The sequence below is a fragment of the Cellulomonas sp. P1_G12_2 genome, assembly GCF_056405535.1.
This window is the reverse complement of sequence record NZ_JBFUBX010000002.1, coordinates 140,078-165,750: the sequence shown is the minus strand read 5'-3', so window position 1 is coordinate 165,750 and position 25,673 is coordinate 140,078. Positions and strand designations below refer to the sequence as shown.

General features: G+C 72.5%; 21 protein-coding genes. 14 read left to right on the top strand and 7 right to left on the bottom strand.

Translation table 11 applies throughout. The features are described 5' to 3' along the window. Positions 1–101 precede the first annotated feature (101 nt). The 3 genes from AC1DXT_RS08760 to AC1DXT_RS08750 are packed head-to-tail and all read right to left on the bottom strand — an operon-like array spanning position 102 to position 3,703. Positions 102–569: a GNAT family N-acetyltransferase gene (locus AC1DXT_RS08760; protein ID WP_477060973.1), complete on the bottom strand. Its 468-nt coding sequence runs from the start codon at positions 567–569 to the stop codon at positions 102–104. Between the two features lie 30 nt (positions 570–599). Beyond that, complete coding sequence (locus AC1DXT_RS08755; protein ID WP_477060972.1) at positions 600–1,757, bottom strand: Gfo/Idh/MocA family protein; 1,158 nt, start codon at positions 1,755–1,757, stop codon at positions 600–602. Then, entirely contained in the window at positions 1,754–3,703 is a 1,950-nt protein-coding gene (locus tag AC1DXT_RS08750) for a DUF6807 family protein (protein WP_477060971.1), read from the bottom strand. The genes AC1DXT_RS08755 and AC1DXT_RS08750 overlap by 4 nt, the downstream gene beginning before the upstream one ends. 168 nt (positions 3,704–3,871) lie before the next feature. Here AC1DXT_RS08750 and AC1DXT_RS08745 point away from each other — a divergent pair, with 168 nt between their 5' ends. The 5 genes from AC1DXT_RS08745 (at position 3,872) to AC1DXT_RS08725 (ending at position 8,924) form a co-directional block, all read left to right on the top strand. Next, on the top strand, positions 3,872–4,822 hold the full coding sequence (locus AC1DXT_RS08745; protein WP_477060970.1) for a carbohydrate ABC transporter permease: 951 nt from the start codon (positions 3,872–3,874) through the stop codon (positions 4,820–4,822). After that, on the top strand, positions 4,815–5,738 hold the full coding sequence (locus tag AC1DXT_RS08740) for a carbohydrate ABC transporter permease (protein ID WP_477060969.1): 924 nt from the start codon (positions 4,815–4,817) through the stop codon (positions 5,736–5,738). Before AC1DXT_RS08745 ends, AC1DXT_RS08740 begins: the two co-directional genes overlap by 8 nt. A gap of 62 nt (positions 5,739–5,800) precedes the next feature. Further along, entirely contained in the window at positions 5,801–7,111 is a 1,311-nt protein-coding gene (locus AC1DXT_RS08735) for an ABC transporter substrate-binding protein (RefSeq protein WP_477060968.1), read from the top strand. Between the two features lie 248 nt (positions 7,112–7,359). Further along, positions 7,360–7,572 (top strand): hypothetical protein, encoded by a 213-nt coding sequence (locus AC1DXT_RS08730; protein WP_477060967.1) that lies wholly within the window; start codon positions 7,360–7,362, stop codon positions 7,570–7,572. Between the two features lie 143 nt (positions 7,573–7,715). Continuing rightward, entirely contained in the window at positions 7,716–8,924 is a 1,209-nt protein-coding gene (locus AC1DXT_RS08725) for an MIR domain-containing protein (protein WP_477060966.1), read from the top strand. A 4-nt stretch (positions 8,925–8,928) separates the two neighbouring features. On the opposite strand, the gene AC1DXT_RS08720 is transcribed toward AC1DXT_RS08725, so the two are convergent. Continuing rightward, the gene (locus AC1DXT_RS08720; RefSeq protein WP_477060965.1) at positions 8,929–10,389 is read right to left on the bottom strand and encodes a serine hydrolase domain-containing protein; all 1,461 of its coding nucleotides are present in this window, start codon (positions 10,387–10,389) and stop codon (positions 8,929–8,931) included. A 203-nt stretch (positions 10,390–10,592) separates the two neighbouring features. After that, complete coding sequence (locus AC1DXT_RS08715; RefSeq protein WP_477060964.1) at positions 10,593–13,172, bottom strand: ATP-dependent Clp protease ATP-binding subunit; 2,580 nt, start codon at positions 13,170–13,172, stop codon at positions 10,593–10,595. Between the two features lie 227 nt (positions 13,173–13,399). On the opposite strand from AC1DXT_RS08715, the gene allB reads away from it, so the two are divergent. After that, positions 13,400–14,737, top strand: a complete 1,338-nt coding sequence (allB, locus tag AC1DXT_RS08710; protein ID WP_477060963.1) for an allantoinase AllB — start codon at positions 13,400–13,402, stop codon at positions 14,735–14,737. A 4-nt stretch (positions 14,738–14,741) separates the two neighbouring features. Here allB and AC1DXT_RS08705 read toward each other — a convergent pair whose 3' ends face one another. Next, positions 14,742–15,422, bottom strand: coding sequence for a YoaK family protein (locus tag AC1DXT_RS08705; protein WP_477060962.1), 681 nt, complete (start codon positions 15,420–15,422; stop codon positions 14,742–14,744). Positions 15,423–15,448: 26 nt separating this feature from the next. On the opposite strand from AC1DXT_RS08705, the gene AC1DXT_RS08700 reads away from it, so the two are divergent. From AC1DXT_RS08700 to AC1DXT_RS08675, 6 genes are read left to right on the top strand one after another with little or no spacing between them, the layout of a single operon-like run. Next, a complete protein-coding gene (locus AC1DXT_RS08700) occupies positions 15,449–16,519 on the top strand; it encodes an acetamidase/formamidase family protein (RefSeq protein ID WP_477060961.1) in 1,071 nt (356 codons plus the stop codon). Next, entirely contained in the window at positions 16,516–18,024 is a 1,509-nt protein-coding gene (locus AC1DXT_RS08695; protein ID WP_477060960.1) for an AtzH-like domain-containing protein, read from the top strand. The genes AC1DXT_RS08700 and AC1DXT_RS08695 overlap by 4 nt, the downstream gene beginning before the upstream one ends. Further along, positions 18,021–19,229, top strand: a complete 1,209-nt coding sequence (locus tag AC1DXT_RS08690; protein ID WP_477060959.1) for a pyridoxal-phosphate-dependent aminotransferase family protein — start codon at positions 18,021–18,023, stop codon at positions 19,227–19,229. Before AC1DXT_RS08695 ends, AC1DXT_RS08690 begins: the two co-directional genes overlap by 4 nt. Next, positions 19,229–20,473 (top strand): allantoate amidohydrolase, encoded by a 1,245-nt coding sequence (locus AC1DXT_RS08685; protein ID WP_477060958.1) that lies wholly within the window; start codon positions 19,229–19,231, stop codon positions 20,471–20,473. The genes AC1DXT_RS08690 and AC1DXT_RS08685 overlap by 1 nt, the downstream gene beginning before the upstream one ends. Before the next feature lie 12 nt (positions 20,474–20,485). Continuing rightward, entirely contained in the window at positions 20,486–21,292 is an 807-nt protein-coding gene (locus tag AC1DXT_RS08680) for a Cof-type HAD-IIB family hydrolase (protein ID WP_477060957.1), read from the top strand. Next, positions 21,289–21,819: an alpha/beta hydrolase family protein gene (locus AC1DXT_RS08675; RefSeq protein ID WP_477060956.1), complete on the top strand. Its 531-nt coding sequence runs from the start codon at positions 21,289–21,291 to the stop codon at positions 21,817–21,819. Before AC1DXT_RS08680 ends, AC1DXT_RS08675 begins: the two co-directional genes overlap by 4 nt. Positions 21,820–21,899: 80 nt before the next feature. On the opposite strand, the gene AC1DXT_RS08670 is transcribed toward AC1DXT_RS08675, so the two are convergent. Beyond that, complete coding sequence (locus tag AC1DXT_RS08670) at positions 21,900–22,199, bottom strand: hypothetical protein (RefSeq protein WP_477060955.1); 300 nt, start codon at positions 22,197–22,199, stop codon at positions 21,900–21,902. Positions 22,200–22,313: 114 nt separating this feature from the next. On the opposite strand from AC1DXT_RS08670, the gene AC1DXT_RS08665 reads away from it, so the two are divergent. Both AC1DXT_RS08665 and AC1DXT_RS08660 read left to right on the top strand, forming a co-directional pair. Continuing rightward, the gene (locus AC1DXT_RS08665) at positions 22,314–23,366 is read left to right on the top strand and encodes an aminotransferase class V-fold PLP-dependent enzyme (protein ID WP_477060954.1); all 1,053 of its coding nucleotides are present in this window, start codon (positions 22,314–22,316) and stop codon (positions 23,364–23,366) included. A 167-nt stretch (positions 23,367–23,533) separates the two neighbouring features. Then, positions 23,534–25,636: an MMPL family transporter gene (locus AC1DXT_RS08660; protein WP_477060953.1), complete on the top strand. Its 2,103-nt coding sequence runs from the start codon at positions 23,534–23,536 to the stop codon at positions 25,634–25,636. Positions 25,637–25,673: the final 37 nt, after the last annotated feature.

Here is a 25,673-nt window from a genome sequence, read left to right as displayed (position 1 = left end):
CGGAAACTGGGGAAAGCGCTCGCCATCGCCGTTTCCCGACGACTACGCAGTCATCTCCACCCGGTATCGCCGCTGATCAGCGGCAACGCGTGTGCGACCGGCTAAGGGGCGAGCTCCCGTCGCATCACGAAGTTCGTCAGCGCGACGCCGCGCAGCACGGGATGCTGCTCCACCACGACCTCGAACCCCTGCCGCTCGAAGAACGGCCGCGCCGTGAGGCTCGCGTGCGTGGTGAGCTCGGTCGCGCCGAGGTCCCGCGCCGTCTCCAGCACCCACCCGAGCAGCGCCGACGCCACCCCGGTCCGCCCGACGTCCGGGTCGACGAAGAGCATGTCGACGTACCCTCGCTCGTCCACGTCGGTGAACCCGACCACCCGGCCGTCGACCTCCGCGAGCTGCGTGCGGTGCGCCGCCCGCCGCGCCGACCAGCCCGCCACGTCGATCTCGTCCGACGCCCAGGCGGCCACCTGCTCAGGCGTGTAGTCGCGGCTCGCCGTGGTGCGGATCGCGCGCAGGAACACCTCGAGGGTCGCGACGGCGTCGGACTCGCGGTACGGGCGCAGGATCACGACGACCGAGCCTAGGCGCCGGTCCGGCGATCACCCCGCGAACGGTGCCCCGAGCTCGGTGAACGTCGCGCCCTCGGCGGCCACCCGCGCGCACCAGTGCTCCACGTCCGCCACCACCGGATGACGGTCGTCCAGCTCGCCCCGCCACTCGACGAACGCGTCCGGCACCGGCGTCGGGTCCGGACCGGTGCGCACGGCCTCGAGCACCCGCAGGAACGCGCCGGTGTCCGCGACGGAGCACCGCAGCCTGATCGCGGGGTGGGTGCGCGCCATGAGCAGCTGGGTGAGCAGGTCCACCCGCGCGCAGCGGATCCGTCGGGTGCCGCGCGGCGAGGACACCTCGATCTCGTCCGTCTCGTAGAACAGGGTCGCGGTGCCGAGCGTGCCGCGGACGGCGATCCGCGCGGGCGAGCGCTGCGGGGCGCACAGGGTCAGCCCCGCCGAGACCTGCACACCGCCGCGCGTCCCGACGACCACCGCCGACGTGTCGTCCGCCTCGATCGGGTGGGCGCGGTGCAGGTCGACCCGCACGTCGGTCACGTCCTGGACCGTCCGCGCGCCGGCCAGCAGCAACGCGGTCGCGACGGCGTGCGCCAGGGGGTTGGTCACCACGCCGTCCACCACCTCGACGCCGTCCAGCGTGCGCCGGCCGGCCCACCGGGCCCGCGCGAAGTACCCCGCGCCACGGACCCAGGTGCCGACCGCGCCGACCCCGGTGACCTCCCCGAGCTCGCCGGTCGCGACGATGCGCGCGACCTCGTCGACCGCCCCGGACCCGAACGTCTGGAACCCCACCTGGCACAGCCGCCCGGTCTCCTCGACCACGTCCAGCAGCTCGGCGTGCTCGGCGAGCGACGCGGTGGTCGGCTTCTCCAGGAGCACGTCGCAGCCGGCCCGCAGCGCCGTGGACACCAGTGGGAGGTGCGTGTGGATGGGCGTCGCGATGACCACGACGTCCGGCCGGGCGTGCGCGAGGAGGTCGTCGAGGTCCGGGAACCAGGGGACGTCGCCCTCGACGGGACGGGGGTCGACGAGCGCGGCGAGCGTGGCCAGGCCGCGTTCCTGCAGGTCGGCGACCTTGCGGACGTGCGTGGCGCCGTGGCCGTGCACACCGACCACCGCGATCGTCGGCAGGTCCGTCGCCGGGTCGCTCACGGGCGTCGCCCCGCGGGGCGTCTGCGTGATCATCCCCACGCCTGCGCGGCGAGGTGTCCCGCCTCGTCGGCACCGAGCGCCCGGTCCACCACCACGGCGGCGAGCCCCACGTCGAGGCGGCCGCCGTCGGGCACGTCGACCACGCGGTCCCACGCCAGGGCCGGGCCGGCACCGACGTACTCGGCCACCCGCGCGAACCACGGCCGCAGCGCCGCGGGGTGCTGCACCAGCAGCACGGTGGTCGTCGCCACCTCGCGGCGCTGCACGAACGCGAGCCACGGCGACAGGCTGCCGTGCACGGCCTCCTCGCCGACCAGGCCCTCGCCGAGCACCGTGGTGACGTCGGCCGACGGGAGGCGCCAGAAGATGCCGCCGTACCCGGCGCTCGGTCGGCCGTTGGTGCCGGGGCTCTCGATCCGCAGCGGTCCGTGGGAGGCGTGCAGCACGCTGGACCAGCGCAGCGTCCAGCCGCGACCGTCCGCCAGGGGTGCCGCGTTCAGGTGCCGGTCCTCGGTCAGCAGGGGGCGGTCGCGCTCGTCGAGCCACTCGATCTCGTCGACGAGCGTCGCGCCCTCGTCGGCCAGCCGCGCACCACCGCTGACCTGCCGGCCGTGGTTGGGCAGCAGGGTCGGGCCCTCGTCGCGCAGGAACGTGCGGCCGCCCCAGTAGCTGGTGCCGTTGACCACCGGCACCGCCATGGAGACGCCGTAGTGGTGGCGGTGGTCGACCGGGCTGGTCTCGGTGAGCGCGGTGCCCGCCGCCGAGTGCACCGGGTGCAGGTAGGGGCGCGGGGCGTGCACGCGGGGCACGCGCTCCCCCGACTCGTACCGGGCGAGCGGGACGGTCGGACCGGAGGTCGCCCCGCTGAGCAGGTACGAGCCCAGGTCGGAGGACCACGAGGTGCCGGTGAGCTCGGGAACCTCCGGACCCACCGGGTCGGTCGCGGCGCGGCGGCCGAGCCGCGCCGCCGGGGGCACCGGGCCGCTGCTCGCGCGGATCGCGAGGACCGGGGTGATCAACGGGGGCGTCGGGTCCAGGGCGTCGCCGCCGACCAGCGAGCGCAGGTGCGCCCAGGCCTGCCGGCCCAGCTCGGCCTGCGGCACGGTCGCGGTGGTCAGGGACGGCGTCGCGAACCGCGCGAGCTCGATGTCGTCGAAGCCCGTGATCGAGACGTCCCCGGGCACTGCGACGCCGAGCTCGTTCAGGCGCGCGAGCAGGCCGAACGCGACCAGGTCGTTGTAGGCGACGACCGCCGTGGCGCGGGAGGCGAGCACGTCCTGCGCGGCGGCGTAGCCGGACTCGACCGACGAGCCTGCGGGGCGTTCGCTCAGCCGGACGTCCTCGCGGCGGGCGGCCGCGGCGCGCAGCGCGTCGAGCCGGGCACCGTGCGACGCGCTGTCCGGCGGACCGGCCAGGTACAGCAGGTGCCGGTGGCCCAGGCCGGTGAGGTGCTCGACGATCTGGTCGATGCCGGCCGCGTAGTCGATGGCCAGGGTCGGGGTCGTGCCGTCGGCGGCCCGGTTGACGACGACCACCGGGCGGATCTCGGGAAGCAGCGCGCGCAGGGTCTGCTCGGACATGCGCGGCGAGACCAGCACGAGGGCGTCGCAGCGCAGGCGGGCGTCGAGCGCGATCCGCTCCTCGTCCCCGGCGTGCTCGGCGGTGTCCGCCACCAGCACCCGGTAACCCTCCTCCGCGGCGGCCGAGGCCACCCCCCGGAGCACCTGCTGGAACATCGGGTTGGCCAGGTCGGGGACGACGACGGCGACGGTGTTGGTGCGTCCGAGCGACAGGCTCCGCGCGGTGTTGCTGGGCCGGTAGTGCAGCTGCTCGGCCACGTCACGGACGCGCGCGGCGAGCTCCGGGTCCACCGTGGAGCGGCCGTTCATCACCCTGCTCACGGTCGCCCGTGAGACGCCCGCGGCATGCGCGACCTCGGCGATGGTCGACGCGCTGCGCGTCCACCCGTTCTGCGTCACTGCAGCCTCCCGCGGTCACCCTCGAGCCACCGCGTCGGGGGTGGCTCCGCGCTGAACATACACCACGGGAAACCGGTTCCCAAGCACATCTTCCGGTGCTACGGTACCGACCGAGGAACCGGTTTCTCACCGGATCCCCACGGCGAACACAGTGAGGTGATCGACGACATGTCTGTGGTGACAGAACTGCGCCGGACGGCGCGAGCGGCGCGCGGAGGCAAGACTGCGCCCGCTCGGCGACCCCTGCGCAGCGGCGACGGCAAGAGCGCGGCGATCTTCCTCGCGCCCTGGTTCCTCGGCCTGGGGCTCATCACGATCGGCCCGATGGTCGCGTCCGGGTACCTGTCCTTCACGGACTACGACCTGCTGCAGTCGCCGTCGTGGGTCGGCATCGAGAACTACACGCGGCTGTTCCAGGACCCCCGGCTCCTGAACTCCCTGCGGGTCACGTTCACGTACGTGTTCACCGCGGTGCCGCTGCAGCTGATCGCCGCCCTGGCGCTCGCCCTCATCCTCGACCGCGGCATCAAGGGTCTGCCGTTCTACCGCTCGGTCCTGTACCTGCCCTCGCTGCTCGGCGGCTCGGTCGCCGTCGCCATCCTGTGGCGCCAGGTGTTCGGGATCGACGGCCTGGTCAACCACTTCCTCGCCCTGTTCGGCATCGAGGGCAAGGGCTGGGTGTCGGACCCGGACACCGCGCTGAGCACGCTCGTCCTGCTGCACATCTGGACGTTCGGCGCCCCGATGATCATCTTCCTGGCCGGCCTGCGGCAGATCCCGGAGATGTACTACGAGGCGGCCGCCATCGACGGCGCCGGCGTGGTGCGCAAGTTCCGCTCGATCACGCTGCCGCTGCTCACGCCGATCATCTTCTTCAACCTGGTGCTCCAGGTGATCGGCGCCTTCCAGAGCTTCACGCAGGCGTTCGTGGTCTCCGGCGGCACGGGCGGACCGGCCGACTCGACGATGTTCTACACGCTCTACCTCTACCAGAAGGGCTTCACAGCCTTCGACATGGGCTACGCGTCCGCCATGGCGTGGCTGCTCGTCCTCATCGTCGCGGTGATGACCCTGATCAACTTCTTCGCCTCCAAGTTCTGGGTCTTCTACGATGACTGAGGTCCACGTGCGCCCCACGCCCCCTGCCACGACCCTGTCGGCCCTGGCCGACGAGGTCCCCCCGGTGCAGCACCACCGCTCCCCGTGGCCCGACCGCCGCCGCTCCGTGCTCAAGCACGCAGGCCTCGTCGCGCTCTGCCTGCTGATGCTCTACCCGCTGATCTGGCTGCTCATCAGCTCGTTCAAGCCCACCGAGCTGATCTTCCGCGACGTGTCGCTCATCCCCACCGAGGTGGACTGGACCAACTACTCGCAGGGCTGGAACGCGCTGCAGTACCCGTTCAGCCGGTACCTGCTGAACTCGGCGGTCATCGTGCTCGGGTCGCTGGTGGGGAACCTGGTCAGCTGCTCGATGGCGGCCTACGCGTTCGCGCGCCTCGAGTTCCGGGGCCGGCGGCTGTGGTTCGCGGTCATGCTCATGTCGATCATGCTGCCGATCCACGTGATCATCGTGCCGCAGTACATCCTGTTCGCCCGGCTGGACTGGATCAACACGTTCCTGCCGCTCATCGTCCCGAAGCTGCTGGCCACGGACGCGTTCTTCATCTTCCTCATGGTCCAGTTCTTCCGCGGGATCCCCCGGGAGCTGGACGAGGCCGCCCGCCTGGACGGGTGCGGGCACGGACGCATCTACCTGCGGATCATGCTCCCGCTGTCGCTGCCCGCCCTGGCCACCACGGCGATCTTCACGTTCATCTGGACGTGGAACGACTTCTTCAGCCAGCTCATCTTCCTCGTCCGGCCGGACATGTACACCGCGCCGGTCGCTCTCCGCACGTTCCTGGACTCCACGGGCGCCAGCTCGTGGGGCCCGATGTTCGCGATGTCGATCGTCTCGCTCATCCCCGTCTTCCTCGCGTTCCTGTTCGGCCAGAAGTACCTGGTCAAGGGGATCGCGACGACGGGCATCAAGTAGCTCCACCCGATCCGCCGGCCCTCCCGACAGCACACCGTCGTCCTCGTCACCCAAGGAGAACCATGCGCCCCCGACAGTCCCTCCGTGCCGGTGCAGTGCTCGCCATCGCGGCCCTCGCACTGACCGCCTGCGCGGGCTCGTCCGACGAGCCCGCCGCCACGCCCACCTCGTCGGGCCCCCCGGAGCCCGTCGAGATCCGCTTCTCCTGGTGGGGCTCCGACACCCGGCACGAGCTGACCCAGTCGGTGCTCGACAAGTTCACGGAGAAGTACCCGTACATCACCGTGGTCCCCGACTACACCGACTGGAACAGCTACTTCGACAAGCTGGGCACCGCGGTCGCCGGCGGTGACGCCCCGGACGTGATCACGCAGGAGGAGCGGTTCCTCAACGACTACGCCTCACGCGGGGTGCTCGCCGACCTCAACGAGCTGGGCCTCGACACCTCGAAGATCGACGAGAACGTGCTGCAGTCCGGCACCATCGACGACGCCCTGTACGGCGTGGCCACCGGCGTCAACGCGTACGCGGTCGTCGCCGACCCCACCGCCTTCGAGGCCGCCGGCGTGGAGCTGCCCGACGACTCCACCTGGACCTGGGAGGAGTACGTCGAGATCGCCGACGAGATCTCCGCCAAGACCGGGAAGGCCGTGTTCGGCGCGCAGGACTACGGGTTCAACGAGCCGGGGTTCTCGATCTTCGCCCGCCAGCGCGGGGAGTCGCTCTACACGAAGGACGGCAAGCTCGGGTACGACGAGGACACCCTCGCCGACTGGTGGCAGTACTCGCTGGACCTGCAGGCCGGTGGCGGCTCACCTGACGCCGCGACGACGGTCGAGGTCGACGCCGGCGGTCCGGAGCAGTCGCTCGTCGCCACGGGCAAGGGCGCCATGGCGTGGTTCTGGACCAACCAGCTGACCGCGATCACCAACGCGTCCGGCAAGGAGCTCAAGCTCCTCCGCGTCCCCGGCGAGTCGGAGGAGGACCGCACCGGCATGTACTTCAAGCCGGCCATGTACTACTCGGTCTCCGCCAAGTCCGAGCACCCGGAGGAGGCGGCCCTGCTGGTCGACTTCCTGCTCAACGACCCCGCCGCCGGCGAGATCCTCCTCTCCGACCGCGGGCTGCCCGCCAACATCGACGTCCGCGCGGCGGTGCAGGACAAGTTCTCGGCCACCGACAAGCAGGCCGCCGAGTTCCTGGCCGACCTCGAGGACGAGATCGTCGACGGACCGGCCGTCCCGCCGGTCGGCGCCGGTCAGGTCGCCGAGATCACGCGGCGCATCAACCAGGAGGTCCTGTTCGGCCGGATGACCCCGGCCGACGCGGCCAAGCAGTTCACGCTCGAGGTCGAGTCCGCCATCGGCAGCTGACCCACCCGCACGCCACGTCCGCACTCCCGTGGGTTCCTACCCGCAGGAGTGCGGACGTTGCTGTGTGTGGAGGGAGGGCCAGCGTCCGCAGATTCGGTCGTCCCGGCGCGTGAATGTGCGGACGTCAAGCGTTCCCCGAGCGGACGTCCGCGGATTCGGTCGTCGGGACTGCCGGATGTGCGGACGTTGCGAGGGGTGACGAGGTTCAGGCGCTGGCGCGGACCCGGAGGATCGGCGTCCGACGCCCAGTGGCTGCCCATCGACCTCGGGGCGACCGCGACCCGAGCATCGTCGTCGACAGCGGGTTCCAGTCACCGGTCAAGCCGGGGGTGCGGTTCCACAACATCCTCACGGTGTCGCTCGGCGGCAACGGCGTGATCGCGCACGTCATCAACGACACCGGCGGCGTGGCCCAGGGCACGGCCACGATCCCGGCGTACCTGGTCAGCTACGGCGGCTGACTGCGCGACGACGGCCCCGGCTCCTCGCGAGCCGGGGCCGTCGTCGTATCTCACCCCGCCCCGCGGACTCCTTCGTGGCACCCTCGACATGCACGGGGGTGCCGCAGGTCGAGGCGCGGCTCACGGGACGAGAGGGTGTGTCGATGCCGGAGCAGGTCCTCCTTCGAGGGGCGGTCGCGTTCGACCCCACCACCCACGGCTTCGCGTTCCCGAACGCGTTCGTCAACGAGGTGCTCACGCTGCCCAACGGCGCCAAGATCACGACGTCCGGCCGGTGCGGCGGGATGGCGTACGCGTCGCTCGACTACTTCCTCGCCGGGCAGCCGGTGCCCGCCTGGCGCGCCGACCTGTGGGCGCCGAGCCGCGTCCCGCCGGACTCCCACTGGCTCGCGCAGCTGTTCACCCAGCGCCTCCGGGACTCGTTCTTCACCGGGTCCGCCGCCAAGTTCGTCACCTGGTCCATGCACTCCGACGACGAGACGTGGGTGTTCAAGGGCGTCACGCGCTGGACCAAGGAGGAGGAGCTGCCGCGGCTGATGAAGTCCATCGACGCCGGCCGCCCGGTCGTCCTGGGGCTCGTCGTCGCGCGCAGCCTCGCCGCGATCGGCGACAACCACCAGGTCATCGCCTACGGGTACGAGCAGGACCGTGCGACCGGCAGGACCACTCTGCAGGTCTACGACAACAACTCGGTGGGCAAGGTCGTGACGCTCACCTCCGACCGCGACCAGCCCGACTGGACCGCGTCCAACGGCCACACGTGGCGCGGCTTCTTCCTGCAGGACTACACGCCCCGGCGGCCCCGCGTGCTCACCCGCCGCCCACCCGGCGTCAAGGACCAGGTGTCGACCGGCGACACGGTCAAGCTCTCGCACGTGTGGACGGGCCTGACCCTGCACTCCCACGACCTCCCGTACACGCACCGCGACAGCGACGGCCTGCAGCAGGTCACGTGCTTCGCGGGCTCCGACGACAACGACCGGTGGCTGCTCGTCGGAACCGCCGGGACGCCCGCCGGCACCGCGCTGCGCGACGGGTCGGTGCTCCGGCTGCGGCACGTGTCGACCGGCCGCTGGCTCCGGAGCGCAGCCGGCATCCCGTCGCCGCTGACGCGCCAGCAGCAGGTCAGTGCCGTCGACACCCCCGACGCGTCCGCCGACTGGCGAGTCGAGATCATCGACGACCGCCCCTGGACCGCGGGCGCCCGCGTCCGCCTCGTGCACGTGGCCACCGGCGCCGCGCTGCACTCCCACCGCGCCTCGGACCCCCGGCTGACCGCGGGCCAGCAGGAGGTCACCGGCTACCCGGAGCGCGACGTCAACGACTGGTGGACCGTGCTCGAGCTCAGCTGAGGACTCAGCCGACCCACACCTCGTCGAGCGTCTGCACCAGGCTGCCCACCAGCGGCGGGGCCGTCGTCGGACCGAAGGACGCGTTCATCCCGCTCTCCACCACGACGTCGTCACCCGTGACGGTCATGGTGGCGGTCGCGACGAACGGCGCTTCGACGAACCTCACCGTGATCACGTAGGTGTCCGCCGACGTCCACGTGCCGCTGACCAGCACGTCCTCGGGGTCTTTGCGTCGCAGGGTGGTGCGGGTCAGCGCCGGTTGCGCGTGCCCGACCGTGACGATCACCGTCTCCTCGCCGTGGTCGACGGTGAGGCGGTCGTGCTCGACGCCCACCTCGAGCACCGCGTTGCGGATGCCGAGGGTGTTCGGCTCGAACGTGATCGTCCGCCCGCTCAGCCGCTCGGCCGTGCGGGACGTGGGCGATCCGGCCGGTGGGTCGAGGCGCAGGCCCGCGAGCCGGTCGGCCAGCTGCGCGCGTCCCTCGTCGTCGCCGGGCAGAGGTCCGTCCGACAGCCCGGGCAGCAGGTGCTGCCAGACCAGCTCCAGCTGGTGGTGCATGTCCGCGACGCCCGACGTGGTCACCACGACGACGTCCTGCTCCGGCAGCACCACGCAGAACTGCCCGAACGCGCCGTCGCCGCGGTAGCTGTCGTGGCGTCCGCGCCAGAACTGGTAGCCGTACCCCTGCGTCCAGTCGGGGTCGGGTCCGCCGGCGTTGGACACCTGCGCGCGCGTCGCCTCGGCAACCCATCCCGCCGGCACCACCTGCTGACCGTCCCAGACGCCGCCCTGCAGGTAGAGCTGGCCGAACACCGCGACGTCCTCGGTGGTCGCGGACAGGCCGGACCCGCCGACGTCGATCCCCTCCGGCGACTGCTGCCAGATCGCGCCCTCGATCCCGAGCGGCTCGAACAGCCGCGGACCGAGGTAGTCGAGGGGCCGTTGCCCGGTGAGCCTCTGCACGATCGCCGAGAGCATGAACGTGCCCGCGGTGTTGTAGACGAAGTGCGTGCCCGGCTCGTACTGCACCGGCTGCTCCAGGAACGCCGCGACCCAGTCCTGCGCACCGGAGTCGAAGACCGCGCCGGTGGGGTCCTCGTCGTGCCCGGTCGTCATGGTCAGCAGGTCCCGTACCCGCATCCGCTGCAGGTTCGCGTCCGGCGCGGCCGGTGCCTTGTCTCCCACGTGGTCCAGCACCAGGTCATCCACCGTGAGCAGCCCGTCGGCCACGGCGAACCCGACGGCGGTCGACGTGAAGCTCTTGCTCAGCGAGTACAGCTCGTGCAGCCGGTCGGGCGCGTACGGCGCCGCCCAGCCCTCGGCGACGACCGCTCCGTGCCGCAGCACCATGAGCGAGTGGAGCTCGGGCCACCCGGCGAGCGCATCCACCAGCCGGGTGAGCGCCCGCGGGTCCACCCCCTGCTCCTCGGGTGCGGATCGGGGCAGGCGGCGGAGTCCAGGCATGACCCCACCCTGTCACCCGCCGCCGACACCTGCGCTCTGCGCGCCCCTCCCGCCGCGAGTTCGTGAGTTCCCGTCGAGCTCGTGAGCTGTAGCTCACGAACTCGTCCGGAAGTCACGAAGTCGGCGCTGCGACGAGCGGCGCGGGAACGGCGAACGCCCCGGTCCGCGAGGGACCGGGGCGTTCGCCGTGCGTGCGGTGCGGGTCAGCCCACCTGGGGCAGCGTCCCCGTGCCACCGTCGCTGATGACCGGGCCCGCCGCGGGCAGGTCGGTGCCCGATCCCGGCGTGCCGTAGGAGGCGCCGACCGCGACCGGCTCCGCCGGGTGCGCTCCGCGCGGGACGCCACGGAACGTGAACTCCCCGAGCAGACCCTCGCCCTCGGCGTCCACGATCACGAGCTGGCCGGCCTTGAGCTCGCCGAACAGGATCTTCTCGGACAGTGCGTCCTCGATGTCCCGCTGGATGGCGCGGCGCAGCGGCCGAGCACCCAGGACCGGGTCGTAGCCCTTCTCCGACAGCAGCTTCTTGGCCGCAGGCGTGATCTCGATGTCCATGTCCTTGGCCCGCAGGCGCGTGGCCAGCTTGGCGACCATGAGGTCGACGATCGCGAAGATCTCCGGCTGGGACAGCTGCGGGAACACGACCACGTCGTCGACGCGGTTGAGGAACTCAGGCCGGAAGTGCTGCTTGAGCTCGTCGTTGACCTTGGACTTCATGCGCTCGTACGACGTCGACAGGTCCCCGCCGGCCTGGAAGCCGGTCATGAGGCCCTTGGCGATGTCCCGGGTGCCGAGGTTCGTGGTCATGATGATGACGGTGTTCTTGAAGTCGACCACCCGGCCCTGCGAGTCGGTCAGGCGACCGTCCTCGAGGATCTGCAGCAGCGAGTTGAAGATGTCCGCGTGCGCCTTCTCGACCTCGTCGAAGAGGACCACCGAGAACGGCTTGCGACGGACCTTCTCCGTGAGCTGGCCGCCCTCGTCGTACCCGACGTAGCCGGGAGGCGAGCCGAACAGCCGCGAGACCGTGTGCTTCTCCGAGAACTCGGACATGTCGAGCTGGATGAGCGCGTCCTCGTCACCGAACAGGAACTCCGCGAGCGCCTTGGCCAGCTCGGTCTTCCCGACGCCCGTGGGGCCGGCGAAGATGAACGACCCACCGGGGCGCTTCGGGTCCTTGAGCCCGGCACGCGTACGGCGGATGGCCTGCGAGAGCGCCTTGATGGCCGCCTCCTGGCCGACGACGCGCTTGTGCAGGTTCTCCTCCATGTGGAGCAGCCGGCTGGACTCCTCCTCGGTGAGCTTGAACACCGGGATGCCCGTGGCGATCGCCAGCACCTCGGCGATGAGCTCCTCGTCCACCTCCGCGACCGCGTCGAGGTCGCCGGACTTCCAGGCCTTCTCCTTCTCCACGCGCTTGAGACCGAGCTGCTTCTCGGCGTCGCGGAGACGGGCTGCCTTCTCGAAGTCCTGCTCGTCGATCGCCGACTCCTTGTCGCGGCGCGTCTCGGCGATCTGCTCGTCGAGCTCGCGCAGCTCCGGGGGAGCCGTCATGCGGCGGATGCGCAGGCGGGCGCCGGCCTCGTCGACCAGGTCGATCGCCTTGTCCGGCAGGTAGCGGTCGTTGACGTACCGGTCCGCCAGGGTGGCGGCGGCGACCAGCGCGGCGTCCGTGATGGACACGCGGTGGTGCGCCTCGTACCGGTCGCGCAGACCCTTGAGGATCTCGATCGCGTGCGCCAGGTTGGGCTCGGCCACCTGGATCGGCTGGAAGCGACGCTCCAGGGCAGGGTCCTTCTCGACGTACTTGCGGTACTCGTCGAGCGTGGTGGCACCGATGGTCTGCAGCTCGCCGCGCGCCAGCATCGGCTTGAGGATGCTCGCGGCGTCGATGGCGCCCTCGGCGGCACCCGCCCCGACGAGGGTGTGGATCTCGTCGATGAACAGGATGATGTCGCCGCGCGTGCGGATCTCCTTGAGCACCTTCTTCAGGCGCTCCTCGAAGTCACCGCGGTACCGGGAACCCGCCACGAGCGCGCCCAGGTCCAGCGTGTAGAGCTGCTTGTCCTTCAGCGTCTCGGGCACGTCGCCGCGCACGATGTCCTGCGCGAGGCCCTCGACGACGGCGGTCTTGCCGACGCCGGGCTCCCCGATGAGGACCGGGTTGTTCTTGGTGCGGCGGGACAGCACCTGCATGACCCGCTCGATCTCCTTCTCGCGCCCGATGACCGGGTCGAGCTTGCCGTCGCGCGCAGCCTGCGTGAGGTTGCGGCCGAACTGGTCGAGGACGGCGCTGCCCGAGGGCTGACCCTCCTGCGGACCGCCGGCGGCGACGGGCTCCTTGCCCTGGTAGCCGGAGACGAGCTGGATGACCTGCTGGCGCACGCGGTTCAGGTCCGCGCCCAGCTTGTTGAGGACCTGGGCGGCGACGCCCTCGCCCTCGCGGATGAGGCCGAGCAGGATGTGCTCGGTCCCGATGTAGTTGTGGCCCAGCTGCAGCGCCTCGCGCAGCGACAGCTCGAGGACCTTCTTGGCGCGCGGGGTGAAGGGGATGTGACCCGACGGAGCCTGCTGGCCCTCGCCGATGATCTCCTGCACCTGGGCGCGCACGGCCTCGAGCGAGATGCCGAGCGACTCCAGAGCCTTGGCTGCGACACCCTCACCCTCATGGATCAGGCCCAGGAGGATGTGCTCCGTCCCGATGTAGTTGTGGTTGAGCATCCGTGCCTCTTCTTGGGCAAGGACGACCACGCGACGGGCTCGGTCCGTGAATCTCTCGAACATGTGCACTCCTCACGAGCTGCGTGCCGGCTCCCCTGGCTGGCGCACCGGGGGACGACGGGGCGGCGTTGTTCGATGCTAACGGCGGGGTGGTGCCTGGACTGCCCGTGTTCGCCGCAGGCGTGACGACGGCCCCCGGTTGCCCGGTGTCTGCCGGTTTCCGGATCCACGCGGACGCGGTGTCGCCGGTGGCCGTAGCCTGACGCAGCAGCCGACCACCGGGAGCCGCCATGACCGTGCCCGACCTCGTCGTCCGCGCGCGCCGCGCCTGGGTCGACGAAGCGTGGCAGCCCGCGCAGGTCGCGGTCACCGACGGGCGCATCACCGCGCTCGACGGACCGGTCCCGGCCGGTGTCGCGGAGGTCGAGCTCGGCCCCGACGAGGTCCTTCTGCCCGGCCTGGTGGACAGCCACGTGCACGTCAACGAGCCGGGCCGCACCGCGTGGGAGGGCTTCGCGTCGGCTACCCGTGCGGCTGCTGCCGGTGGTGTCACGACCCTGGTCGACATGCCGCTCAACTCGATCCCGCCCACCACCACGGTCCGGGCACTGGACGCCAAGCGCGCGGCGACCGCCCGCAAGCTGACCGTGGACGTGGCGTTCTGGGGCGGGGCCGTGCCGGAGAACCTCGGGTCGCTCCGGCCCCTGCACGACGCCGGCGTCCGCGGGTTCAAGGCGTTCCTCACCCCGTCGGGCGTCGACGAGTTCGGACACCTCGACCCCGCGCAGCTGGAGGCCGCGCTCGCGGAGGTGGCCACGCTCGGCAGCGTCCTGGTCGTGCACGCCGAGGACCCGGCCGACCTGCGCGGCGACGGCGCCCTGGGCGACCGGTACGCGGACTTCCTGGCCAGCCGGCCGGCCGTGAGCGAGCGGCACGCGATCGCCCGGGTGATCGACGCGATGCGGCGCACCGGCGCCCGCGCGCACGTCCTGCACCTGTCTGACGCCGGTTCGCTCGACCTGGTCCGCGCCGCCAAGGCCGACGGCCTCCCGCTGACCGTCGAGACCTGCCCGCACTACCTCGCGCTGCGGGCCGAGGACGTGCCGGCCGCCGCGACGCAGTTCAAGTGCTGCCCGCCCATCCGCGACGCCGGCAACCAGGACCTGCTGTGGGAGGCCGTGCTCGACGGGACGATCGACGCGATCGTGTCCGACCACTCGCCGTCGACCGCGGACCTGAAGAACGCCGACTTCGGACTGTCCTGGGGCGGCATCGCGGGACTGCAGCTCGGGCTGTCGGTCGTGTGGACGGAGGCCCGCCGGCGCGGGATCGCCCTGGAGCGGCTGCTGCCGCTGGTCACCACCGGGCCTGCGCGGGTGGCGGGACTGGACCTGGGCGAGCTGGCGGTCGGCGCGCCCGCGCACCTGGTGGCGTTCGCGCCCGACGAGCAGCGGGTGGTCGACGTGCACGCGCTGGAGCACCGGAACCCGGTGTCGCCCTACGACGGTGCCTCGCTCGCCGGTGCCGTGCGGACGGTGTGGCTGCACGGGTCGCCGATCGTGCAGGCCGGAGCCGTGACCGCTGCGGGGACCGGTCGTGTCCTCCTGCCGGAGGTCGCCCGTGCGTGAGCCGTCAGGCCTCGCGGTGACGGTGCCCGAGCGCCGCCGCGGTGAGCGCCAGCACCCCCGCGACCAGCATCCCCACGCCCACACCCTGCTCGCCCCCGACCTCGAGCAGCAGCGCCCCGACGCCCGCGCCCACCAGGATCAGCGCGACGGCGAGCGAGCGGCGCGCCCAGCCCTTCCCCTCGCCGCCGGCCAGCCGGCTGTCCGCCGCCAGACCCGTGAGCGTGGACGTGACGACCACCGTGGTCACGTCCTTGACCGCCAGCCGTCGCGCGCTCGCGGCCTGGAGCCCCATCGCGACCGCCAGCAGCGCGGTGACGACGAACGCCCACACCGTCCCCTCGACCGGCGGCGCCACGAGCGCGCCCAGGCCGAGCCCGACCGCGAGCACCCCGGTGGCCGCGAACGTGCCGCTCGTGCGGTGCGACCAGCCGGCCGGTGCGGTCCGCAGCACCCGTCCGCCCACCGCGGCACCGGCCAGGAAGCCGACCAGCGCGAGCGCCGGGCCGAGCACCGGCAGGTCGTCGGCCCCCGCAAGACCCATGCCGAGGATCACCACGTTGCCGGTCATGTTCGCGGTGAACACGCGGTCCAGTCCCAGGTAGCCGACGGCGTCGACGATGCCGGTCGTGAACGTCAGAGCCAGCATGAGCACCAGGTGTCGGCGCGCGTCGTCCCAGGTCCTCACCGCGTCATCGTGGGGGTGCAGGACCGATGAGTGCAACGTTGCAGCCGGGTGCCGGCGAGATCCGGGCGGCGGCCTACCTGCCGTCGACCCCGCAGACCGTCCTGTGGGGACGTCTCCCTTGCGGCGCCGACGAGCCGGTGCTGCGCATCGAGCCCGGCACCGAGGTCACCATCGACACGGTGAGCCACGAGGGCCTGCTCGACGACCAGGGCAGCGACCCGCTGGCCTACTTCACCGGCCACGGGGTGGCCCCGAGCGACGTGCTGACCGACGCGATCGAGATCGTCGGCACCCTGACGCGGAAGACCACCGACGGCCCACACGTGGTGACCGGTCCGATCCACGTCGAGGGCGCCTTGCCCGGTGACCTGCTGGCGATCACCGTGCTGGAGACCACCCCCCGCGTTCCGTACGGGGTCATCTCCAACCGGCACGGCCGCGGCGCGCTGGCCGGCGAGCTCCCGCGGGGGCCCCAGAACGTGAGCGTGTTCGCCACGGTGCGGGAGAACGTCGGCTGCCTGCCGGCGGTCGACGGCGGCGAGCGGCTGATCGAGTTTCCGCTCGCCCCCTTCCTCGGGATCATGGGCGTCGCGGTGGCCGGCGACGAGCGCCCGCACTCCGTGCCCCCGGGTGCGCACGGCGGCAACATCGACATCAACCTGCTCCAGGTGGGCAGCACCCTGTACCTGCCGGTGCAGGTGCCGGGCGCGCTCGCGTACGTGGGCGACCCGCACTTCGCGCAGGGCGACGGCGAGGTGGCGCTCACCGCGCTGGAGGCGTCGCTGCGGGTCACGCTCCGGTTCGACGTGGTGCCCGCGGTCGAGGCGCTGGCCCGGTTCGGACCGTTCGAGGGGCCGCTGGTCGAGACGCCGGAGTACCTGGTCCCGACCGGGCTCGACAAGGACCTGGGCGAGGCCGTGCGCAAGTGCGTCCGGGCGGCGCTCGGCCTGCTCCAGGCCCGCTGGGGGCTCGACGAGCATCTCGCCTACGCGTACCTCTCGGCGGCCACCGACATCAACATCTCGCAGGTGGTCGACCAGGTGTGCGGGGCCCACGCGCGGATCCGGGTGGCCGACTTCGACGGGCTCGCCCGATGAGCCTGCCCGCGGACCTGCAGGAGGCGTTCGACGCGTACGAGCACGCGCTCGCCACCGACGACGTCGCGACGCTGGACGACGCGTTCGCCCCCGGTCCGCTGACGCTGCGCGGCGACGGCGACGGCCTGCTGGTCGGGCACGACGCCATCAGCGCGTTCCGCAGCACGCGCGGCGGCATCGCGCCCCGGGTGCTGGACCGGGTCGAGTTCCGGCAGCTCGCCGACGACTGCTGGCTCATCGTGGCGACCTCCCGCTACGAGGGCGGCGGATCCGGGCTGCAGACGCAGGTGTGGCAGCTCTCCGAGGGCCGCTGGCGCATCACGGCCGCGCACGTCACCGGCCGGACCCGGAGCTTCGACACGTCCGTGTGGCGCACGGTCGGGGACCCGCTCTACCAGGGCGCGTTCACCGGCCCGCTGCTGGGTCTGCGGGTCGCCGTCAAGGACGTCTTCGCCGTCCGCGGCTACCGGATCGGCGCGGGCAACCCGACGTGGCTGCGTGAGGCGGCCCGCGAGCGCGAGCACGCCCCGGCGGTGCTCGACCTGCTCAAGGGAGGCGCGTCCGTCCGCGGCCTGGCCCGCACCGACGAGCTCGCGTACTCGATCGCGGGCGCCAACCCGCACTACGGCACCCCCGTCAACGGCGCCGTCCCCGGAGCGCTCCCAGGTGGCTCGTCCAGCGGGCCCGCGACCGCCGTCGCCACCGGGCAGGCGGACGTCGGCCTGGCCAGCGACACCGCCGGGTCGGTCCGCGTGCCGGCGAGCTACCAGGGTCTGTGGGGGCTGCGCACCACGCACGGGCTGGTGCCTCGGCAGGGGATGCTGCCGCTGGCGCCCTCGTTCGACACGGTGGGCTGGCTGACCCGGACGGGCGCGACCCTGGAGCACGTCGTCAGCTGGTGCCTCGACGACGACGCGCCGCTCCTGCCCTCCCGCCGGGTGGTCCCCGTCGAGGTCCTGCAGCTGCTGGAGCCGGCGACGCGCGAGGCGTTCGACGCCTGGTGCGCCGGGACGGTCGAGGAGGTCGAGGTCGGCCCTCTCGACGCGTGGTTCGAGGCGTTCCGCGTGGTGCAGGCCGCGGAGGCGTGGCGGGCGCACGGCACCTGGATCGACGCGCATCCCGACGCGGTCGGACCCGGCGTGCGTGAGCGGTTCGCGATCGCGCGGGAAGTGACCGCGGCGGACGAGGCCTCCGCTCGTGCCGAGGTGGAGCGGCTGTCCGCGGTGATCCGCGCGATCGCCGACGACGCCGTCCTCGTCCTGCCCACCACGCCCGGTCCGGCCCCCGCCCGCACCGCGAGCGCCGACGAGCTCGACCGGGTCCGCGGCGCCACCTTGCGCATGACCGCGCTGGCCGGCATCGGCGGTCTGCCCGCCCTGTCGGTCCCCGCCCTGCACTTCCCGTCCGCGCTCGGGCCCGCGCCGGTCGGGGTCTGCTTCGTCGGCCCCCGCGGCACCGACCTCTCCCTCGTCCGGCACGCCCGCTCCCTCGGAGGACCCGCATGACCGCCCCGGTGAACCCGCCCGCCCGCCTGCTCATGGGACCCGGACCGGTGAACGCCGACCCGCGCGTGCTGCGCGCGCTGTCCACCCCGCTGGTCGGCCAGTACGACCCGGTGATGACCGGGTACATGAACGAGACCATGGCCCTGTACCGCGAGGTCTTCGCGACGACCAACGACGCGACCCTGCTGGTCGACGGCACGTCCCGCGCGGGGATCGAGGCGGCGATCGTGTCGCTGGTGCGTCCGGGCGCGCGCGTCCTGGTCCCGGTGTTCGGGCGCTTCGGGCACCTGCTCGCCGAGATCGCGCTGCGCGCGCAGGCCGAGGTGCACACCATCGAGGTGCCGTGGGGGCAGGTGTTCCCGGCGTCCGTCATCGAGGAGGCGATCGTCCGCGTCCGCCCGCACCTGCTGGCAGTCGTGCAGGGCGACACGTCGACGACGATGCTCCAGCCGCTGGACGAGCTGGGCGCGATCTGCGAACGCCACGGCGTGCTGTTCTACACGGACGCGACCGCGTCGCTGGGCGGCAACGCGTTCGAGATGGACGCGTGGGGCCTGGACGCCGCCACGGCCGGGCTGCAGAAGTGCCTGTCCGGCCCGTCGGGGAGCGCGCCGATCAGCCTGTCGGACAAGGCGGTCGAGGTGATCCACGGGCGCCGACGGATCGAGACCGGGATCCGCGAGGAGTCCGACGAGGACACCGGCGAGCCCGTGCACTCCAACTACTTCGACCTCGGCATGATCCTCGACTACTGGGGGCCGCGGCGGCTCAACCACCACACCGAGGCGACGAGCATGCTGTACGCCGCCCGCGAGTGCGCCCGGATCATCCTCGAGGAGGGCCGGCAGGCGGTCATCGACCGGCACGAGCTGGCCGGTCGCGCGATGCTGGCGGGGGTCCGCGGTCTGGGGCTGGGGGTGTTCGGGGACGTGGCGCACAAGATGCACAACGTGGTCGCGGTCGAGATCCCGGACGGCGTGGACGGGGACGCCGTGCGCGGCGCGATGCTGCAGGACTTCGGCATCGAGATCGGCACGTCGTTCGGCCCGCTGCACGGTCGCGTGTGGCGCATCGGCACGATGGGCGCCAACGCACGCCTCGACACGGTGCTCCTGACGCTCGCCGCGCTGGAGCAGGTGCTCCGGCGGGCCGGCGCGACGGTCCCCCACGGCGGCGGCGTCGACGCGGCCTACGCGGAGGCGTGATGCTCGACGCCCCCGCCGCCGCCCGGCGCATCATGGCCCGCTGCGACGAGCTCGCCGCGTACACGTCGATGACCGGCGGGATCGAGCGCGTCTACCTGTCCCCCGAGCACGCCCGCGTGAACCGGGTGGCGGCCCGCTGGATGCGCGAGGTCGGGCTCGACACGTGGCAGGACGCGGCTGGCAACCAGTGCGGCCACCTGCCCGGACGCGACCCCGACGCGCCCTCGTTGCTGCTGGGCTCCCACCTGGACACCGTGCGCGACGCCGGCCGGTACGACGGGATCCTCGGCGTGCTCATGGCCATCGAGGTCGTCCGTGCGCTGCGGCCGGTCGCGAGCACCCTGCGGTTCGGGCTCGACGTCGTGGCGTTCTGGGACGAGGAGGGCGCCCGGTTCGGCACCGCCCTCCTGGGCAGCTCGGCGATGGCCGGTCGCTGGCACGAGGCGTGGTGGGACCTCACCGACGAGCACGGCACCACGCTGCGCACGGCGTTCCGTGAGTTCGGGCTCGACCCCGGGCGCATCGGCTCGGCCGCCCGCACCCCGGACTCCCTGGCCGGGTACCTCGAGGCGCACATCGAGCAGGGCCCGGAGCTCGACGACGGCGGTGCTCCCCTGGGCGTCGTGACGTCGATCGCGAGTGCCCGAAGGTTCGCCGTGCAGATCGACGGCGAGGCCCGGCACGCCGGCGGCGCCCGGTACGAGACGCGGCACGACGCCCTGCTGGGCGCCAGCGAGGTCGCCCTGGCCGTCGAGCGCCTCTGCCGCGCCGAGCACCACATCATCGGCACCGTCGGCCGGTTGGAGACGTTCCCCGGCGCGGTGAACATCGTGCCCGGCGAGGCCCGGCTGACGGTCGACCTGCGCGGCGAGCACGACGACGACCGCGACCGCGTCTGGGGCAGCATCACGCGGGAGCTCGACGAGATCGCCGGCCGACGAGGGCTGACCTGGTCCGCGCGCGAGCTGCACGAGGCGCCCGCGGTCATGTGCGACACCCTCCTGCAGGACGTCGTGCGCGCCGGGATCGAGGACACCGGCCGCCGGGACGTCCCCGCCCTGTTCAGCCGCGCGGGGCACGACGCCATGGCCATCGGGGCGGTGACCGGCGTCGGCATGCTGTTCCTGCGCAACCCCGACGGCATCAGCCACCACCCGGACGAGGACGTCAGCCTGGCCGACGTGGAGACGGGCCTCCGCGCGCTGACCGCGACGGTCGAGCACCTGGCCCGCGAGGCCTCCTGAGAGAATCGCCCCGTGGAACCCCTCGTCTTCGACCCCGTCCCCGACATCCGGCTCATCGCGGTGGACATGGACGGCTCCCTGCTGGACGACGAGAAGCGGATCCACGACGACTTCTGGCCGCTGCTCGACGAGCTGGACCGCCGCGGGATCCGCCTGTGCCCGGCGAGCGGCCGGCAGTACGCCACCCTGCGCCGGCAGTTCGGCCGGGACGAGCTGGTCTACATCGCGGAGAACGGCTCCTACGTGGTCCAGCACGACGAGGAGATCAGCTCCGACGGCCTCGACCTGGGCACCGCGCGGAAGGCCGTCGAGACCGTGCGGGCGGCCGACCACCTCGACCTGGGGACCGTGCTGTGCGGCAAGCGGTCCGCGTACGTCGAGCGCACGGACGACGCGTTCCTCGACCACGCGACGCCCTACTACGCCAAGCTCGAGCACGTCGAGGACCTGACCGTGGTCGACGACCAGATCCTCAAGGTGGCCGTCTACGACTTCGGCGCCGCGGTCACGGGCGCCGGCCGGTTGCTGCAGCCGTTCGACGGGCTGGTCTCGGGCGAGCACTGGGTGGACGTGATGAGCCCGACCGCGGACAAGGGCCACGCGCTGCGGGCGGTGCAGGCCGCGCTCGGGATCACCGCCGAGCAGACCATGGTGTTCGGCGACTACTTCAACGACATCGGCATGCTCGACGCGGCGTACTACTCGTTCGCGATGGACAACGCGCACCCCGAGGTCCGGGCGCACGCCCGGTTCGTCGCACCCGCCAACACCGCCAACGGTGTGGTCCGGACCATCACCTCGGTGCTGGGCCTGCGATGACCGTCGCCGGGCTGCTGCTCACCCCGGGGTTCGGCGGGACCCGCGAGAGCCCCGCGCTCGTCGCCGTCGAGGCGGCCGTCGCCCCGCTGCCCGTGCTGCGGCTCGACCTCCCGAAGACCGCGGCACCGGCGATCGCGCACGTGACCGCGCAGGCCGCCGCGTTCGCCGACTCCCTCGGCGTCGGCACGGACCGGCTGGTGCTCGGCGGCCGCTCGTTCGGCGGCCGCATGTGCTCGATGGCCGTCGCGCAGGGACTGCCCGCGGCCGGGCTGGTCCTGCTCTCCTATCCGCTGCACCCGCCGGGCCGCCCCGACAACCTCCGCGCGGCGCACCTGCCCGACCTCCACGTCCCTGTGCTGGCGGTCTCGGGCACCAGCGACCCGTTCGGCTCCCCCGACGAGCTCACCGCCCACCTGTCCGCCGTCCCGGGGCCGGTCACCACCGTCTTCCTGCCCGGCACGCACACGCCGACGAGCGACACCGCCGTCGCCGCCGCGGTCCGGAACTGGCTCAGCACGCTCGCGTGAGGACTTCGTTGCGCCCGGAGGAACGAAGTCTTCACGCGACGCAGTCCGGGGACCCGGCGCGCGTGCGCTGAGCCGCTGAGTCAGAGCTCGGTCGACCGGTCGGCGTCGGCGTCCTCGACAACCGCGGGGACCACGCCGCGCTCCTCCAGGACGCGCACGACGAACGAGGCAGCGACCATCGACGCCCCCACCCACGCGGCGATCGAGATGACGGCCTCGAGCCAGCCGTAGACGTCGACCACGCCCAAGCCGTAGAAGTCGACACGGAAGGGGAACGCGTTCACGAGGGCGTAGAACACCGGCAGGACGACGAGCCTGGCGCCGAGCGCCACGACCACACCGGTCCAGAGGATGCGGCGGGCGGTCCAGTACGGCGGCATGGCGGTGGCTCCCTGGTCGGCGTCGGTGCTGGCGACACGCTAGCGAGAGGAACGCAGGCACGGACCCCGTTTCGGCACACCTGGCCGCGGCCGCGGGCTGAGACGATCGTCGCCATGGACTCCCTGACCGTGCTGCGCTCCGCGTTCGCCCCCGTGCCCGGCTACCTCGACGCGGCCACGTGCGGGTTGCCGGCCCGGGCGACCGTGGACGCGATGCGCGACGCCCTGGACTCCTGGCAGGCCGGCAAGGCCGACCTCGCGGTGTACGACGAGGCGGTGGCGGCCTCGCGCGCCGCCTTCGCCCGGCTGGTCGGGGTCGAGACCTCGTGGGTGGCGATCGGCTCGCAGACGTCCGCGCTGGTCGGCCTGGTCGCATCGAGCGTGCCGGACGGCGCCGAGGTGCTCGTGGTCGACGGCGACTTCGCCTCGGTCGTCTTCCCGTTCCTGACGCACGCCGACCGCGGCGTCACCGTCCGGCAGGTAACGCTGGAGTCGTTGGCCGACGAGGTCCGGGCGTCGACCCACACCGTCGCGTTCTCGCTGGTGCAGTCGCGCGACGGTCGGATCGCGGACGTCGACGCGATCCGCACGGCGGCCGCCGCGGCCGGTGCCCTGACCGTCTGCGACGTCACGCAGGCCGCCGGCTGGCTGCCCGTGGACGCGACCGCCTTCGACGTCACCGTCTGCGCGTCGTACAAGTGGCTGTCCGCGCCGCGCGGCACCGCGTTCCTCACCGTCCGCCCGGACGTGCTCGACCGGCTCCGACCGACGAGCGCCGGCTGGTACGCGGGCGAGGAGATCTGGTCGTCGGTCTACGGCCCGCACATGGCGCTCGCCGGGGACGCGCGGCGGCTCGACGTCTCCCCCGCCTGGCTCTGCTGGGTGGGCGCGGTCCCCGCGCTGAAGCTCTTCGCCGACGCACCTGCGGACGACGTCCGTCGCTACGCGGTCGGTCTCGCCGACGCCTTCCGTGCCGGGCTCGGGATGGAGCCCGGCGGCAGCGCGATCGTGGCCCTGCCCGACGACGAGGCAGGCTCGCGACGAGCTCTCCTCGCGGCCGCGGGCACCCGTGCGGCCGGCCGCGGCGGCGGTGTCCGGCTCGCGTTCCACGTCTGGAACGACGCCGACGACGTGGCACGCGCCGTGGCTGCCCTGAGCAACTCCTGAGGGGAACCTGAGGGTCGATTGGGGGGTCTCCCCGATATCCCTGGGCCTGCCGACCCCGAAATCCTAGGATCACTCACAGCACCGAGACCGGCGGCCGCCGCGGTATCTCCGGGCGGGCGGTCTGCCCCTTTCCAGTCGTCGTCGACATCCCCTGCAAAGGAACACCCATGTCTCAGGTCGCCGGATGGATCACCCATCGCTACCTCAAGTTCGCCGTCATCGCCTTCTGGCTCGTCGTGGTCGCGCTCCTAGGGCCCCTCGCGGGCAAGCTCACGGGCGCGCAGGACAACGACGCCAAGTCCTGGCTCCCGTCCAACGCCGAGTCCACGGAGGTGCTCGACGTCGCGGGCAGCTTCGTGTCCGCCAACACGATCCCCGCGGTCATGGTCTACGAGCGGTCGTCCGGCCTCACGCCCGACGACCTGGCGGCCATCGCGGCGGACGCCGCCGAGTTCGGCACGCTCGACACGCTGGACGGCGACGTCGTCGGCCCGATCCCCTCGGAGGACGGCAACGCCGCGCAGATCATCGTCCCGCTCGACCTCGGGTCCGACGGCTGGAACCTGGCCGCCGACGCCGTCGTCGACCTGCGCGCCACCGCGGAGGACGGCCCCGACGGCCTCGATGTCTACGTCACCGGCCCGGCCGGCTCGGCCGCGGACTCGTCCGAGGCGTTCGAGGGCATCGACGGCACGCTGCTGTACGCGGCGGTCGCGGTCGTCATCGTCATCCTGCTCATCACGTACCGCAGCCCGATCCTCTGGCTCCTGCCGGTCATCTCCGCGGGCGTGGCGCTCACCGTGTCGCAGGCGCTCATCTACCTGCTCGCCGACAACTACGACCTGACCGTGAACGCGCAGAGCGCCGGCATCCTCACGGTCCTCGTGTTCGGCGCGGGGACGGACTACGCCCTGCTGCTCGTGGCGCGCTACCGCGAGGAGCTGCGCAAGCACGGCGACCGGCACGAGGCCATGGCGCTCGCCCTGCACCGCGCCAGCCCGGCGATCATCGCCAGCGGTGCCACGGTGGCCATCGGCATGCTCTGCCTGCTCTTCGCGACGATGAACTCCACGGCCGGCCTCGGCCCGGTGGCCGCCGTCGGCGTCGGCGTCGCGGTGCTCGTCATGCTCACCCTGCTGCCGGCGCTGCTGGTCACCTGCGGCCGGTGGATCTTCTGGCCGCGCACTCCCAAGCTGGGCGACGGCGAGCCGTCCGAGCACGGCTTCTGGGCGCGCGTCGGCGGCCGGATCGAGCGCCGGCCAAGGGCGACGTGGATCGGCACCTCCGCGGCGCTCCTCGTCGCGTGCGTCGGCATCGTGGCGCTCAACGCGACCGGTCTGACCACCGAGGAGTCGTTCCGCGGCGAGCAGCCGTCGATCGTGGGCGAGAAGGTGCTCTCCGCGCACTTCCCCGGCGGCGCCGGCTCCCCCGTCGTCGTGATCACGAACGCCGACCAGGCCACCGACGTCGCCGCGGCTCTCGCGGAGGTCGAGGGGATCGACCCGGCGAGCGTCTCCGAACCCGTCGTCCTGGACGACCTCGCCTACCTCGAGGGCACCCTGACGTCCGCGCCCGACGCCGACGAGGCCTTCGACACGGTCGACCGGGTCCGTGCGGCGGTGCACGCGGTGCCCGACGCCGACGCGCTGGTCGGCGGGTCCACGGCGGTCAACCTCGACGTGCAGCGGGCCTCGGCCGACGACAACCGGCTGATCATCCCGATCATCCTGCTCGTCGTGTTCCTCATCCTCATGGTCCTGCTGCGGGCGGTCGTGGCGCCGCTGGTGCTCATCGGCACCGTCGTCCTCTCGTTCGGCGCCGCCATCGGCATCAGCGCGCTCGTGTTCAAGTACGTGTTCGGCTACGCCGGCGCGGACACGTCGTTCCCGCTGTTCGTGTTCGTCTTCCTGGTGGCCCTGGGGATCGACTACAACATCTTCCTCATGACCCGGGTGCGGGAGGAGGCGCTGCGGATCGGGCACCACCGTGGCTCGCTGGTGGGCCTGGCGGCCACCGGCGGCGTCATCACCTCGGCCGGGCTGGTCCTGGCGGGCACGTTCGCGGTGCTCGGCACCCTCCCGCTCGTGGCGTTCGCGGAGATCGGGTTCGCCGTGGCGTTCGGCGTGCTGCTGGACACCCTGATCGTGCGGTCGGTGCTGGTCACGGCGCTCAACCTCGACATCGGCAGGGCCATGTGGTGGCCCAGCGAACTCAGCAAGCAGGAGGAGCCGGAGCCCGCCGAGGCGCCGGTCGCGGTACCCGTCTCCTGACGCGCAGACCGAGATGCCCGGATCCTCCGCGATCCGG

Bases quoted from the DNA above. Each gene is read 5' to 3' on its own strand.
- AC1DXT_RS08755 (WP_477060972.1), bottom strand. From the start codon at position 1,757: ATGATCACGCAGACGCCCCGCGGGGCGACGCCCGTGAGCGACCCGGCG.
- AC1DXT_RS08745 (WP_477060970.1), top strand. From the start codon at position 3,872: ATGTCTGTGGTGACAGAACTGCGCCGGACGGCGCGAGCGGCGCGCGGA.
- AC1DXT_RS08740 (WP_477060969.1), top strand. From the start codon at position 4,815: ATGACTGAGGTCCACGTGCGCCCCACGCCCCCTGCCACGACCCTGTCG.
- AC1DXT_RS08735 (WP_477060968.1), top strand. From the start codon at position 5,801: ATGCGCCCCCGACAGTCCCTCCGTGCCGGTGCAGTGCTCGCCATCGCG.
- AC1DXT_RS08725 (WP_477060966.1), top strand. From the start codon at position 7,716: ATGCCGGAGCAGGTCCTCCTTCGAGGGGCGGTCGCGTTCGACCCCACC.
- AC1DXT_RS08720 (WP_477060965.1), bottom strand. From the start codon at position 10,389: ATGCCTGGACTCCGCCGCCTGCCCCGATCCGCACCCGAGGAGCAGGGG.
- AC1DXT_RS08715 (WP_477060964.1), bottom strand. From the start codon at position 13,172: ATGTTCGAGAGATTCACGGACCGAGCCCGTCGCGTGGTCGTCCTTGCC.
- allB (WP_477060963.1), top strand. From the start codon at position 13,400: ATGACCGTGCCCGACCTCGTCGTCCGCGCGCGCCGCGCCTGGGTCGAC.
- AC1DXT_RS08700 (WP_477060961.1), top strand. From the start codon at position 15,449: ATGAGTGCAACGTTGCAGCCGGGTGCCGGCGAGATCCGGGCGGCGGCC.
- AC1DXT_RS08695 (WP_477060960.1), top strand. From the start codon at position 16,516: ATGAGCCTGCCCGCGGACCTGCAGGAGGCGTTCGACGCGTACGAGCAC.
- AC1DXT_RS08690 (WP_477060959.1), top strand. From the start codon at position 18,021: ATGACCGCCCCGGTGAACCCGCCCGCCCGCCTGCTCATGGGACCCGGA.
- AC1DXT_RS08685 (WP_477060958.1), top strand. From the start codon at position 19,229: ATGCTCGACGCCCCCGCCGCCGCCCGGCGCATCATGGCCCGCTGCGAC.
- AC1DXT_RS08675 (WP_477060956.1), top strand. From the start codon at position 21,289: ATGACCGTCGCCGGGCTGCTGCTCACCCCGGGGTTCGGCGGGACCCGC.
- AC1DXT_RS08670 (WP_477060955.1), bottom strand. From the start codon at position 22,199: ATGCCGCCGTACTGGACCGCCCGCCGCATCCTCTGGACCGGTGTGGTC.
- AC1DXT_RS08665 (WP_477060954.1), top strand. From the start codon at position 22,314: ATGGACTCCCTGACCGTGCTGCGCTCCGCGTTCGCCCCCGTGCCCGGC.
- AC1DXT_RS08660 (WP_477060953.1), top strand. From the start codon at position 23,534: ATGTCTCAGGTCGCCGGATGGATCACCCATCGCTACCTCAAGTTCGCC.